The organism is Acidaminobacter sp. QWL-03, from assembly GCF_058683855.1.
Genome location: NZ_CM178752.1, coordinates 2,861,421 through 2,875,369, shown reverse-complemented (window position 1 = coordinate 2,875,369; position 13,949 = coordinate 2,861,421). Strand labels below are relative to the sequence as shown.

11 protein-coding genes are annotated in these 13,949 nt (G+C 55.1%); 5 read left to right on the top strand and 6 right to left on the bottom strand.

The annotated features are described in order from the left end of the window. Positions 1 to 45: 45 nt before the first annotated feature. From AC4PHM_RS13390 to AC4PHM_RS13370, 5 genes are all read right to left on the bottom strand, one after another. Positions 46 to 1,437, bottom strand: a complete 1,392-nt coding sequence (locus tag AC4PHM_RS13390; RefSeq protein WP_492018258.1) for a sigma-54-dependent transcriptional regulator — start codon at positions 1,435 to 1,437, stop codon at positions 46 to 48. Further along, on the bottom strand, positions 1,434 to 3,122 hold the full coding sequence (locus tag AC4PHM_RS13385) for a transporter substrate-binding domain-containing protein (protein ID WP_492018257.1): 1,689 nt from the start codon (positions 3,120 to 3,122) through the stop codon (positions 1,434 to 1,436). Before AC4PHM_RS13385 ends, AC4PHM_RS13390 begins: the two co-directional genes overlap by 4 nt. A gap of 142 nt (positions 3,123 to 3,264) precedes the next feature. Continuing rightward, positions 3,265 to 4,614: a polysaccharide deacetylase family protein gene (locus tag AC4PHM_RS13380; protein WP_492018256.1), complete on the bottom strand. Its 1,350-nt coding sequence runs from the start codon at positions 4,612 to 4,614 to the stop codon at positions 3,265 to 3,267. Positions 4,615 to 4,659: 45 nt separating this feature from the next. Next, positions 4,660 to 5,241 (bottom strand): DUF3841 domain-containing protein, encoded by a 582-nt coding sequence (locus AC4PHM_RS13375; protein WP_492018255.1) that lies wholly within the window; start codon positions 5,239 to 5,241, stop codon positions 4,660 to 4,662. A 309-nt stretch (positions 5,242 to 5,550) separates the two neighbouring features. Beyond that, positions 5,551 to 5,712: a DUF1328 domain-containing protein gene (locus tag AC4PHM_RS13370; protein ID WP_291405749.1), complete on the bottom strand. Its 162-nt coding sequence runs from the start codon at positions 5,710 to 5,712 to the stop codon at positions 5,551 to 5,553. A 256-nt stretch (positions 5,713 to 5,968) separates the two neighbouring features. Here AC4PHM_RS13370 and AC4PHM_RS13365 point away from each other — a divergent pair, with 256 nt between their 5' ends. Beyond that, positions 5,969 to 7,447: a potassium/proton antiporter gene (locus AC4PHM_RS13365; RefSeq protein ID WP_492018254.1), complete on the top strand. Its 1,479-nt coding sequence runs from the start codon at positions 5,969 to 5,971 to the stop codon at positions 7,445 to 7,447. Positions 7,448 to 7,809: 362 nt separating this feature from the next. Here AC4PHM_RS13365 and AC4PHM_RS13360 read toward each other — a convergent pair whose 3' ends face one another. Beyond that, positions 7,810 to 8,631 carry a helix-turn-helix transcriptional regulator gene (locus AC4PHM_RS13360; RefSeq protein ID WP_492018253.1) on the bottom strand — a complete coding sequence of 274 codons (822 nt, stop codon included), beginning with the start codon at positions 8,629 to 8,631 and terminating at the stop codon, positions 7,810 to 7,812. Positions 8,632 to 8,850: 219 nt separating this feature from the next. Between AC4PHM_RS13360 and AC4PHM_RS13355 the strand changes: the two genes are divergently transcribed. From AC4PHM_RS13355 to AC4PHM_RS13340, 4 genes are all read left to right on the top strand, one after another. Beyond that, the gene (locus tag AC4PHM_RS13355) at positions 8,851 to 10,440 is read left to right on the top strand and encodes an FAD-binding oxidoreductase (protein ID WP_492018252.1); all 1,590 of its coding nucleotides are present in this window, start codon (positions 8,851 to 8,853) and stop codon (positions 10,438 to 10,440) included. Continuing rightward, a complete protein-coding gene (locus AC4PHM_RS13350; RefSeq protein ID WP_492018251.1) occupies positions 10,437 to 11,216 on the top strand; it encodes an electron transfer flavoprotein subunit beta/FixA family protein in 780 nt (259 codons plus the stop codon). Before AC4PHM_RS13355 ends, AC4PHM_RS13350 begins: the two co-directional genes overlap by 4 nt. 1 nt (position 11,217) lies before the next feature. Beyond that, a complete protein-coding gene (locus AC4PHM_RS13345) occupies positions 11,218 to 12,453 on the top strand; it encodes an FAD-binding protein (RefSeq protein ID WP_492018250.1) in 1,236 nt (411 codons plus the stop codon). A gap of 63 nt (positions 12,454 to 12,516) precedes the next feature. Beyond that, complete coding sequence (locus AC4PHM_RS13340) at positions 12,517 to 13,800, top strand: sodium/glutamate symporter (RefSeq protein WP_492018249.1); 1,284 nt, start codon at positions 12,517 to 12,519, stop codon at positions 13,798 to 13,800. The last annotated feature ends 149 nt before the right edge of the window (positions 13,801 to 13,949 follow it).

The window sequence follows — 13,949 nt, the reverse complement described above, 5'->3', positions numbered from 1 at the left end:
AAAATGCCCTAATCGTTGAAGCCAAATCACAAAATTGTCTTCCCCCTACCCTTCCCCAAGCCCAAACTCCTTGATCTTGTTGTAGAGATGCCTCTCGCTAAGCCCCAAGAGGTTCGCTGTCCTGCGGCGATTCCCCTCACAATACAAAAGCGTTGCCTCTATGAGCCGCCGCTCCACCTCGTCCAAGCGCTCGCCCACATACACCGGTACCAGCTCCCGGGAGGACTTATACACCGAAATCCCCGTGATATCCCCCGGCAGATCCGCCAGCTGAATAATGGAATCTATGGACAGCGCCACGGCCCGCTCAATGATGTTCTGCAGCTCCCGGACATTTCCCGGAAAATCATAGGCTTCCAGCGCCTCAATGGCCGTCGCAGAAATTCCAGAAACCACCTTGCCAAACCGCTTCGAATACAGCTCCAGAAAGTGCTGGCACAGCAGCGGAATATCCTCTTTCCGTTTCCGAAGGGGCGGCACCTCAATGGCCACCACGTTCAGCCGGAAAAAAAGATCCTCCCTGAACAGCCCCTTGCGCACCGACTCTGCCAAATTCCGGTTTGTGGCCGTAATCAATCGAAAATTCACATCGATGGACTTCTCACTGCCCAGCGGCGTCACCTTCTTCTCTTGAATGACCCGTAAAAGCTTGGCCTGCAGAGACAAATCCAGGTCTCCAATCTCATCCAGAAAAATAGACCCCTGGTGGGCCAGCTCAAACTTGCCCTTGACCTTCTGGTGCGCCCCCGTAAAAGCACCCTTCTCATAGCCAAAGAGCTCGCTTTCCAGCAGGTTCAGCGGAATCGCCGCGCAGTTCAGCGCCTGAAAGCTATGCTTGGCCCGGTTGCTCCGCTCATGAATCGCCTGGGCAATCAGCTCTTTGCCCGTGCCGCTTTCCCCGGTGATCAAGACATTGATGTCCAGATCCTTCACCCGGTCAATCACATCAAACACATACCGCATAGCCGCGCTGTCCGCAATGAGCATCCGGGCGTCCTCCGGCCCGCCAGGGCCGCCCAGTCCTCTTTGACCGGCACCCCCGCTTCCCGTGCCGCCACTCCCAGCGCCAGCCCCACCGCTCCTGAATTCCAGCGCCTTATTGATCATTACTGTCAAACTCTGAATGTCCAAGGGCTTCGTCACATAGTGATACGCCCCGCTCTGCATGGCCTTAATCGATGCCTCAATGCTGCCGTAAGCCGTCATAGCAATGATCATGACCTCCGGCTTCCTGGCGTGCAGCGACCGGATCACGTCCAGCCCGTCCACGTCCCCCAGCCGCTGATCCAGCAGCACCAAATCCACCGAGTGCGCCTCCAAAATCTCAAACGCCGTTTCCGCGTTGTCCGCTACGTCAATCTCGTAAAGATCCTCCAGCGCGTAGCGGAGCGCTGTCAGAATCGTCCGCTCGTCGTCCACGATCAATATGCGCTTCAAATCCGACTCCCCCTCTCCTCAAACGCCGGCAGCTCCATCACAATGCGCGTTCCAACCCCAGGCGTGCTGTCCACCGAAATGGTCCCGTTGTTCTCGCGGATGAGCTGCTCGACCATCGGCAGACCTAAGCCGTACCCGCCGCGCTTGGAGGTCACAAAGGGCTCGAACGCCCGCGCCGCCTCGTCCCCGGTCATGCCCGGGCCGTTGTCTGCAACCACCAGCTCCACCACGCCACGTTCGCCCATCAGCGCGCTGGTAATGTCAATCCGCCCCTGCCGTTCACCGCCCTCGTCCGCGCTCGCAATCTCGCCCATGCCTATAATCGCGTCCAGGCTGTTCAGCATCAGGTTCAGCAGAATCTGCTTGAGCTGGTTGGGGTCCGCGTACACCCATAGAGCCTCAAGACGGTGGCCGATGGTCACCTGCCCACCCTCACTCCGCGGCCTTACAAGCCGTTCAAGGTTCTCCACCAGGCTGACCAGGTCGATCTCCCGAGGTTCCGGCACCTTTGGCCGCGCGTAATCCAGCAGATCCGTAATAAGCTGGTCCATCCGCGCGATCTCCGAAGGTACAATTTCCTTGAACTCCTCAATAAAACGGTCGTTGTCGCGCTTCAGCGGCACGAGCTCGGACAGCGTCTTGATGGAGGTCAGGGGATTTCTGAGTTCATGGGCAATCCCCGCCGCCAGGTTACCGACGGTCTGCATCTTATCATACTGGCGGATCGCAGCTTCCTGAGTCCTGATTTTCTCCGTCTGGAGGAGAACCTCCTTGGTCAGCTTCGCATTCCACTGGCGCACGACTAAAGCGGCAAAAATGGATAGGGTCATAAGCCCCAGGAGCACATAAAAAATGCGCTTAGCCTGATCCAGGGTGATCCCATAGTCCACCAACTGTTCCCCAAACCACTTTTTATAGATTCGGTCATAGGTTCCGTCTGTTTTAACGCGTTTGATGGCGCCATTAAGCATTTCCAGCAACTCCGGATGATCCGGATTCACGGCCATGCCATAGTCCGTCACCGCCATGGGTTCCCCCACAATTTTCATGTCCTCTAGGCGCCGCATCTTTTGTAAATAATAGATTGCTGTCAGCCGGTTGCCCACAAAAGCGTCAGCATGTCCAGCCAAGACGTCCGCGAGAGCTCTTTCCTGGTCCGAGAAGCCCAGCGCTTCTACCCCGGGTTCCCAACTTAAAATCTCTTCGGCGACGTCCCCCAATTGAAAGGTGACGGCTCTGCCCTTCAGATCCCCGAGGGCTGCGATAAACTGATTGTCCTTGCGTACAAAAATAGCCTGGGAATTGGTAACCAGCGGCTCGGCAAACAGATAATAGCCTTCCCGCTCGGGTGTGCGGATCATGCCTTGGATCATGTCCACCTCGCCCCTGCGCAGGGCCTGTTGGGCTTCTTCCCACTTCATGGGGATCAGCTCGTAGTCCATCTCCAGCTCCAAAAACACGGCGTTGAGCATATCCACGTTAAACCCGCGGTAGACCCCATTCTGATCGAGAAATTCGTAGGGCGGGTAATTGATATCGCCTGCGACCCGAATGACGTCATTGGCACGCCCTTCCACAGCGTAGGAAGGTTGGTTAAAGGTGAGGCTGATCACAGCAGATGAAAAAATGGAAAAGGCAAAAAATAAAACAAGGAAGGCCTTCGTTAACTGTAGTTTCCTGATCAACGAGTTTCTCCCCCCTTTTGTGTAAGACAGTGTTGGAAGAAGGTGTCAGACACCTTCTTCCTTCCAAAAAGTGACAGGCGCCACACCGAAAGTACCCGCCTCAGTTCGGACCTGTCACTCACCTCTTCTTCTCTTTTCCGTCCTATCTCTCCAACATCCTATCAAAACTCCCCGCGCCCGTATATGGAAAAACTCCATAACGCTTCAGGGCAAAAGGCACATCTGAGGCGCTGGCCGGGGCGTCGCCAAGGGCGAAGGCCATGACATAGCCAAAGCCGTTCAGCACCTGGTCTGCTCTGGCATCATGGACGCCGTACGGATGCGCGTAAACCCTCGTTTTGTTGAAACCCTTGTCCGTCAGCAGTACTGTCGCCATTTGAAGATCTGCCTTCAGCGAGATCTCGTCAAGGGCCAGGGCCAGCGGCACCCCGCTGCTGCTCAGGCCGTGGAGGGCATGGCTGTGAGGGTGATACTCGAAGACGTTCTTCGCCTTGTTCATCTCTGCCCAGGAAATCTTCACCGTTTTGGATGGATCCCACGCCACGGGCGCCGCCTCCACCGTTCCAGTGACCACAAACATGGACGCCGTGAACCCATACTTCTTCAAAATAGGGTACGCGTAGCGGTAGACGCTTTGATAGCCGTCGTCAAACGTGATGACCACGCTGTTTTCCGGAGCAGTCCAGGTGCCCTTGAGGTGCGCCTGCAGCTGGGCCATGGTCAGGGTTGTGACGCCCTTCGACTTCAGGTAGGCCATGTCGCGCTCGAACTTCTCCACGGAGACAATGGCCCCGTTGAGCTTCTGAAGGGGTGACATTTCCGTTTCGAGGAGGAGGTGATGGTAGCATAGCACCGGAATGTTCGCAGGTGCGGTGACGGTTTGCGCCGCATCGGTTGTAATTTCGGCTGGGACGTTAGTGCCGGCAACTGGGTTGACTGAAGGACCCATCGGCAAATTGCCTTCAGCACTGACGAGCAGCGGCGCGGCGAGTTCCGGTTCGCTGTTTGCGGTATCAGCAGGCTCCGCGGTTTCCGGCGCCTCGTTTGCCGCCTCTTCTAAAAGCCCTTTTTGGCCGATGGTCACCAAAAAGTCCCGCTCCACATAATCGACGCCGTTCTCCCGGAAGGCACTGTGCCAGGTCTCCCGACCGGCCGCGTCCAGCACGTTGAGCCGGCCGTCTGCGGAAGGCATGATGAAGAACTGCTGAGTCCCGATTCTCAGCGTCTTCAGATCCCGGCTGGCATGGGACGTCAGGGTCAGCCCCGGGATGCGGGCGAGATCCTCTAAACGGAGGTAGTCCGCCTCCACCCGGGTGATGAGCTCAAAGGCCGGAATTGTCGCTGTTGACGCGCCTTCTGAGACTTCCGCCGAAACTGCCTGGCTGAAACTGAGGGCTGGAAGGGTGACCATCGGCAGAAAAAGTCCCAGGGTGAGGGTAAGGGCCACAGCGGCCCTTTTTATTTTTTGGTGATTCAATTGAACTGGTTTCACGACTTACCTCCTGGTGCTGACTGTAATCTGGGTGCTTTGCTGCCGTTATTCTGCGTAAAGGATGTCGACGATCATATCCTCCCGGATTTCCCAGAGGTTCGCCTGGACCCTGAAGATGTTCCACTCATCAATGTCGAAAATGCGGGGCCAGCTGTCCATGACTTGCTTTCGCTCTCTCGGATAGAAATGGGTCGTCGCCTCATCCAGAAAGACGAACAGGTTGGTGTGGCCGCGACTTGCCATTTCTTTTTTGTATGCCTCTTCGTCCGCCTGGTCCTTGGGAATGTACAGGTGATTGAGGACGTGGTCCCACTTCACCCCGTCAAAATAGATGATTTCTGAAGGATCAACCTCCAGGACATAGACCACGGTATCCTCAGTGGGGCGTAGCATATTTTCCTCGCTGATGGAGCACCAGACCGGGAACTCTACGTCCGCCGGCTTGGGGTTGCGCTGATCAGCGGCGTTGACAAACCATTTATAGAGCTTGATGATATAGCCCGAAATGGCATCAAACTTTTCCTCGAGGTGGTCGCGCTTGATGCGGATCACGCCGTGCTTTTTCAGTTCCTCGAGGCTTTTGATGTCCTGACGGGTCCAGAGTCTGACTTTTTTGGATTCACTCATAGGTTTTAAGGCGCTCCCTTCCTCTGAAAATGATCCTCGAAAATGGTTGGACTACTCTAACTTCAATTGTAGGAAATTAAACCGCCCTTGGCAAGGAGGAATTGAGATTTATGAGTCAGTTGCAGGTTGGGGACAATAGGCTTCAGGCCGCACGGACAACTTCTGAGTTGGGGACGGTAATGTTTTTGTAATATTGCATCTCCAACACAACTTAAAAAGCGCCCCAAATTTCAGGGCGCCTCATTTGCACTTCTATTCACTTCTATTTCATTGTCAAGTCAACCGTATGAACGCCTCCGGCATTCCACCTCAAAACCGCTTCTTCCCGGTAATCAGCGAAATCACGAACAGCACCAGAAAAACAAAAAACAAGATCTTCGCAATACTGGTGGCTGTACCGGCTATTCCACCAAACCCCAGGAATCCAGCGATCAGCGCGACAACGAGAAAAATCAGCGCATATCTCAGCATTTCCAGTACCTCCTTTAATAGTCTGTTTTGATGATACCCCCTCTGCGTCGAGTCCAAACCATTTCCAACCAATTTACTCGGAATTGTAATAAGATTGTCACAAAACTCCATTAATGACACCCCAAAACATTGGGTATAAACAATGTAATCAGAAATTCACCTTACTCTACACGCTTGACTTATATACATCTTAATGATGATCAAATCATAAGTCCGAGACCCAAACCAACCTCACACTAAAAAGGAGGTCCTGCCTTTGCCCCAATTCCAAGCCCTGAATTTAAACCAGCTCCTGCTCCTCGCCGCCTTCGTCCTTCTCGCCAGCGCCTTTTCCAGTAAGATCCTCTACCGCTTCGGGATCCCAACCCTGCTGATCTTCCTCTCCATTGGCATGTTTTTTGGCGCCGATGGTCCCGGGAACATCCAATTCAACGACGCCACACTTGCCCGCAACATATCCGTCCTCGGCCTCATAATGATTATGTTCACCGGTGGCTTCGACACCAACTGGAGCACCGCCAAACCCGTCGCGGTCAAAGCCTTGCTCCTCTCCACCCTCGGGGTAGTCATCACCGCGGGACTCGTTGGCGTCTTCGTCTATTACATCACCAACCTCTCCCTCATTGAGGGCTTCCTCTTGGGATCGGTCATAGCTTCCACCGACGCGGCCTCCGTCTTCTCCATCCTGCGCTCCAAAAAGCTCAACCTCAAAGACCGGCTGGCCCCCATGCTCGAGATCGAGAGCGGCAGCAACGACCCCTTCGCCTACATGCTGACCCTCCTGACCCTCAGCGTCATCATGTCCACCGGCAGCGGCTTTCCGGCTGCCATGCTCATAAAGCAGGTCATTTATGGTGTTCTCATAGGCGCCGTCTTAGGCAAACTCGCCGCTCTCTCCCTGCGCAAAATCCACCTGGACATCGACGGCCTCTACCCCATCCTGACCTTTGGCTTCGTGATCGCCACCTTCGCCGCTTCTGAATCCACGGGTGGCAATGGCTTCCTGTCCGTCTACCTCATGGGCCTGATTGTGGGGAACAGCCCCATTGTCCATAAAATCAGCCTGGTGCGCTTCTTCGATGGCATCTCCTGGCTCATGCAAATCGTCCTGTTCTTCACCCTGGGACTGCTGGTCAACCCGTCCACGTTCCCACAGGTGGCGCTGGTCGGCCTCGCGGTCGCGGTCTTTCTGATTCTGGTGGCGCGTCCAATCGCCGTCGCCGCCATTCTGACGCCGTTCGGCTACTCCCTGCGGCATCAAGCCTTCGTCTCCTGGGCGGGTCTGAGGGGCGCGGCGTCCATCGTGTTCGCCACGTATCCGCTGTCACTTGGGCTGCCATCGGCTTACCTCATCTTTCATACGGTCTTCTTCGTGGCCATGCTGTCCGTCCTCGTCCAGGGCAGCTTCATGAGCCAGATGGCGGTGAAACTGGACCTGATCGCCCCCAACGACTCCGTCCTCAAGACCTTCACCGACTACGCCGGCGAGATCCACAACAAGATCCTGGAGCTGCCCATCACCGCGGACAGCGCCTTCGCCAACAAGCCCATCATGGATCTGGGCATCCCCATGTCCATCCTGATTGTCATGGTGAAGCGCGGCGAGGAGGTAATCACTCCCCGCGGCGCTACGGTGGTCAGGCCGGGGGATGTGTTGATGCTGACTGGGGATTCGGAGGAAGAGTTGCTTAATTGCTGTACGGGGGAGCCGCAGGTGAGGAATATAGTAGTGTAGCCTCAGAAATTTAAGAAAGACAAAAGACAAAATAGAAGATTTGCCGATGGTCGCGAAGGCTAACAGACGTGCATCCGCGAAGGCTAACAGACGTGCATAAATGAAGATGACGCCGTGCGTAAGAGAGCTTGCTCTCTGAAGTGCGGCGTCATCTTTATTTATATAGGGCGCAGCCCGTGACCAGAGCGTAGCACAGCGAAGCTCTGGTGCATGGCTGATAGCGAATAAAGTAAATTGCGCAAGAACGAAGCGAGGTTGCACGGCTGTCAACCTAATATATTACAAAATCACCCCCGTCCCCAACTCAAAACTTGTCCGCGTCACCAAGTTGAAAACCGTCCGCGTCACCACCCCTACTGCCGCTACGCCTCTTTCCCCCGTCCCACAAACGCCTTCCTGTACTTCCCCGGCGACATCCCGGACAGCTTCCCAAAAGTCCGGATGAAATGCGCATTATTCTGAAAGCCCGACAATTCGCCCGCCGCCTGGACACTATGCCCGCCCCTCAGCAGGGCCCGCGCCTTCATCACCCGGTTGTGAATGATGTATTCTCCCACCGAAAACCCCGTCACCGCTTTGAAGCTATGACACAGGTGGTACTTATTGATAAAAAAGTGATCCGCGATCTCCTCCAGCTTCAGCGACTCCCCCAAATTGCGCTGGATGTATTGAATAATCGGCGCGACCTTTCCAAAGTCCGTATTCCGTGAATGCTCAGAAGGAGACTTCGTCAAAAACAGCTTATGCGCCCGAATCAACAGCCCCACAAAAGCCATCATCCTCTCAAGATCCTCCCCAAAATCCCCCGACTGCGCCTTCATGCACGCCTCATAATACGGCAGCAGCCCATCAAGCTCCGCAGAATCCAACTGAATGCACCTATTCTCAAGAACAAACCGCGACAAAAAATCCGTCTGCTGCGTCGAGATCTGCTCCAACACTGCCCTGTCAAAATGCAGCACATAACGGCTATAAGAGGCGCACCCAGCGGCAATCGTCCTGTGCAGCGCCGTGTCCCGTATCAAAATCAGCGTCCCTCTATTCAAAGGGTACAAAGTATTTTCAATAAAAATACTACCCGCGTCCGACAACGACAGCAGGATCTCATAGCCCTCATGGAAGTGGTGGGAATGCATCTGCCACTCCCGGTCATGATTCAGTCTCAGTTCAAAATCTATATTCATGCACGTCACCTCATACAATTCTCATACAATCTTCATACCATAAACTATCATAATGGCATACAAATAGCAAGATACGCAAACTATAAGTCAAAATATCGATAGAAACCGCTTTTCTTTGAGCATATACTAAGCCTATCAGAAATAGTTCAAACTTTCTGACAATTCGAATTGTACAGGCCCACCTGCACACATAAAGCGCCAAAGACAAGGAGGCACATCATGGACCTGAATCTCATCAAACCCATGCGAGACGATTATACGGATTATCTCAGGGATGAGTCCCGCGCCATCGGCCAGGCGGACAGCATCTCCTTTCCTAAAAACGAAAACGAGGTTGCATCCATTCTCAAAACGCTGTACGCCCAAGGCACGCCCATCACTGTCCAGGGCGCCAGGACCGGTCTCGCAGCCGGCGCCGTCCCACGGGGCGGCCATATCCTGAACCTCTCCAAAATGGATCAAATCAAAGGCATAAGACAGTCTGCCGATGGTCACTTCCACATCACCGTCGAAGCCGGCACCATCCTCTCCCAGCTCCGCAAACGGATTGAGCAGAAAAAGTTCGACACCGCAGACTGGACCCCAGAGTCCCAACAATCCCTCGAAGCCTTTAAGGACGAACCGGCCCTCTTCTTCAGCCCTGATCCCACAGAAAGCTCCGCGACCATAGGCGGCATGGTGGCCTGCAACGCATCCGGTGCCAGAAGCTACCTCTACGGCCCAACCCGGGATCACATCAGCGGCCTCAGAGTCGTCCTCCACGACGGTCAAATCGCCGCACTGAAGCGGGGCGATTACAAAGCCAGCGGCAGAACCCTCCGCTTTCCAACCCTTCAGGGCAATCAGATCACAGTCGACCTCCCAACCTATACCATGCCGAGGACCAAAAACGCTTCCGGCTATTACATAGAAGACCAGCTGGACGCCGTCGACCTCTTCATTGGCTCAGACGGTACCCTGGGCATCGTCACCGAAGCGGAGCTCAGGCTGCAGTCCCTGCCTCAGACCATTTGGGGCATCACCTGCTTCTTCAGTGAAGAAGCCGCAGCCCTGGATTTCGTCATCTCCGCCAGAGACACCATGAACCAGCTGGCGTCCATGGAATACTTCGACGGTCACGCCCTGGATATTTTAAGATATCAGAAAAAGCACAATCCCGGCTTCTCGAAGCTTCCAATCCTGCCGGATCACGTCAATACCGCCATCTACGTTGAGCTCCACTGTCAGGAGGAGATCGACGCATTGGAGGGTCTAAAGACCATCGGCCAACTCCTTGAAAAAGCAGGGGCAGACTCAAAGGACACCTGGGTCGCCAGGAACGAGTCGGACCGGGACCGCCTTCTGTTTTTCAGGCACGCGGTGCCGGAAAGCGTCAACATGCTGATTGACCAGCGAAAGAAGACCAACCCTGTGATCACGAAGCTGGGGACGGACATGTCGGTGCCGGATCAGCATCTGAAGCAGATCATGGCCATGTACCACCGCATGCTGGCGGAACGAAACCTGGAGTCGGCCATCTGGGGCCACGTGGGCAACAACCATCTCCACGTCAACATCCTACCGCGGGACGACGAGGACTACAAGAAAGGTAAAGCCCTCTACGACGAGTGGGCAGCTGAAGTGACCCGGCTGGGCGGCGCGGTTTCCGCTGAGCACGGGGTCGGCAAGCTGAAGGCAAAATACCTGGAGGTCATGTACGGCCGGGAGGCCATTGAGGAAATGGCCAGGCTGAAGCAGTACTTCGATCCGAAGGGCCTGCTGGGTGCCGGCAATCTATTCGAGCCCGTGAAAGGAGAGGTGTCAGAGTGAAAATCGCAGTCTGCATCAAGCAAGTGCCCTCCACCAACGAAGTCCACATGGACCCGGTCACCAACACCATCATCCGGGACGGCAAGCAGTCCGTCACCAACCCCTTTGACACTTACGCCCTTGAACAGGCGGTACAGATCAAGGACCAGCTCGGCGGCGAGGTCATAGCCCTCAGTATGGGCATTCCCGCCACAGAGAGGCTCCTCAGGGACGCCACCAGCCGGGGTGCCGACCGCTCCCTGCTCCTTTCGGACCGCAGCTTTGCCGGCGCGGATACCCTGGCCACCTCCTACACGCTGTCCCTGGGCATACGCGAGCTCGGCGGCGTGGATCTCATCCTCTGCGGCAAGATGGCTGTGGATGGCGACACCGCCCAAATAGGTCCCGAACTGGCGGAGCAGCTTGGCCTGCCCCATGTCACGGATGTTTTAGCAATCGACGCCGTTGACGAACAGACCGTCCTCTGCCGAAAAGCCACGGACAACGGCTATCAGCGGCTAAAAGTCAACCTCCCTGCCCTGCTGACCGTAGTCAAGGATCTCAACATGCCGCGCATGTCCTCACTGCCGGGCATTCTCTACAGCCTGGACTCCCCTTTTGAGTCCAGGACCGCCGCGGATCTTTCCGCAGATCCCGCCCGAATCGGCTTAAACGGTTCACCGACTCAGGTCGTCAGAACCTATGTCCCGCAGCGGATCCGGGAAGCCATTGTCCTCGAAGGGGATGACGGCCAACTGGCAGAAGATCTTCTCAACATCTACAGCGAGGTGATTTAAGATGACTGGCTTAGTAATCCATCAGGACAAATGCGTAGGCTGCGGCCTTTGCGTCAAGACCTGCGCCGCAGACGCCCTCGCTGTTCAGAATAAGAAAGCCGTCGTAAGCGATGCCTGCATCCTGTGCGGCATGTGCCTCGACAGCTGCCCGTTCAAGGCGATCTCCATTGAAAAGCAAGCGGCCCCAAAAGAGGACCTCTCAGCCTACCATGGCATCTGGATCTACGCCGAGCAGCAGCAGGGTAAAATCCTCCCAGTTGCCTATGAGCTCCTGGGCAAGGGCCAAGAGCTGGCCAAGCAGAAAGGCTGCAAGCTGACCGCCCTGCTCTTTGGAAACGACGTTGCCAATGAAGCCCAATCACTAATCGCTTATGGTGCCGATGAAGTCCTCCTCTGCGAGCACCCTCTCCTGGATACCCAAATTGACGAACACTACATAGACCTCTTCGACCGACTGATCCAGGAACGCAAACCCGAAATCCTCCTCTTTGGCGCCACAGGCTTTGGCCGATCCATAGCCCCACGGATCGCGGCCAGACGCCAAACCGGCCTCACCGCCGACTGCACCATCCTTGAAATAGATCCCGAGAAAGGCCTCCTCAACCAGACACGACCTGCCTTTGGCGGCAACCTCATGGCCACCATCATCTGCCCGAACCACCGACCTCAAATGGCCACCGTTCGCCCTGGGATTATGCAGGTTCAGCCTTGCGGCGCGACCCACACCGGCGAGATCATCAGGGTCGACTATCCTGATCCAGATGCGTCTAGAGCCGCCTCCGTTGAGCTCCTGGAACAGGTCATTGCCGCTCACGTCAACACCATCGCAGACGCGGACATCATTATCTCCGCCGGCAAAGGCATAGGATCCCAGAAGAATATGGAGCTCGTCAAGCGGCTCGCTGAGCTCATGGGCGGCGTCGTAGGCGTCTCCCGCCCCCTCGTGGACATAGGCTGGAGCGAGTATCAGACCCAGGTCGGCCAAACCGGCTCCACCGTGTCACCGAAGCTCCTCATCACCTTTGGCATCTCCGGCGCCATTCAGCACCTGGCTGGCATTGGCGGCGCGAAGACCATCATTGCCGTCAACACCGATCCGGAAGCGCCCATTTTCAGCGTCGCCCACTACAAAGTCGTCGCCGATTGTGTCGAAATCCTCAAACACATGATCGCGAAGCTGGAAGCTCGGCCGGAGAATGGACTGCTGATTGAAGAATCCGCAGATCAACTGTCCTGATTCCATTAATTCCTCCCTTTGCTGCCTCACGTGCACCATCAAAAAACTTGCGAGGTGACGTCCATGTTAAAAATTCCTGTTGACTCGACTCAAACCCTGTTCATTGCCGTCCTGCTCTTGTTATTAGGCACCTATATCAAAAGTAAGACAAAATTTTTCACTAAATACTGCATTCCAGGTCCAGTCGTTGGAGGTCTTCTCTTCTCCGGCCTGGCGCTGGCGCTCAGGCAGACAGGCATAGTCGAGTTTGAGTTCAACACCTCCCTCCAGCAGTTTTTCATGAACCTCTTCTTCACCGCCAGCGGTTATGGTGCCAGCATGGTTTTGCTGAAAAGAGGCGGCAAGCTGATTGTCATTTTCCTTGGACTGGCCGCGGTACTGGCAGCCCTCCAAAACGTTCTTGCCATCAGCCTTGCGGGCATCCTGAACGTTGAACCCATGATCGCTCTGATGACCGGCTCCATTCCAATGACCGGCGGCCATGGCAACGCAGCCGCCTTTGCCCCAATCGCTGAAGAGCTGGGCTTCGCTGGCGCAATGACCGTCGCTGTCGCCGCCGCAACCTTTGGACTGGTCTCAGGCTCCATCATGGGCGGCCCGGTCGCGAACAGTCTAATCCTCAAGAAAGGCCTGTTCACTAAAAAAGTCCAGCAGGAGTTGGGCGTTGAAGTTGAGGAAGAAGTCGAGTACGACGTTGCTGTAGGCGGCAATGTCACTACTTCCAAAACCACTACTAAATCAGCCGAAGCAAAGAAGCCCTCTCACTCAGAGGTTCACCCTTTCAACGCCAAAGTCATATCCAGAAGCTTTTATCTCATTTTCATAGGCCTCGGCCTGGGCTCCGTCTTACATATCATCTTCAAACAACTTATGCCTGGCGTCACACTGCCAATTCACGTTATGGGCATGCTGGGCGGCGTCATCATCCGGATCCTGATGGACTGGAAAAAACTCACCGTCCCTGAAAAAGAAATCGATGCAATTGGAGATGTCTGCCTGGGCGTCTTCGTCTCCATGGCCGTCTACACTATGAAGCTTTGGGAACTGACTGGCTTGGCAGTACCACTCCTGATCCTCCTCTTCGCTCAAGTCGTCCTCATGTACCTCTTCGCTGTCTATGTCACCTTCCCACTCATGGGCAAGAATTTCGATTCCGCCGTTATTACCGCAGGCCATATAGGCTTTGGCTTAGGTGCCGTCCCAGTCTCCATGGCCAATATGAATACCGTTAGTGAAAAGTTTGCCTACTCTAAGCTGGCCTTCTTCGTAGTCCCAATTATAGGTGGCCTTTTCAGCAACTTTACGAATGCGGCAATAATTACGTTTTTTATGAATGTTGCGAAATAGCTAACAGCAGTGCATAATCACGCGCAGCGTGGTTCAGGACTGCGCGAGGTTGCACGGCTTTTAGCGTGAGGTGAATATTAAGCAAAAGGCGCAGCCCGCAATTTGAACTTGGGGACGCGGACAGAAATAATTTCTGTCCGCGTCCCCAA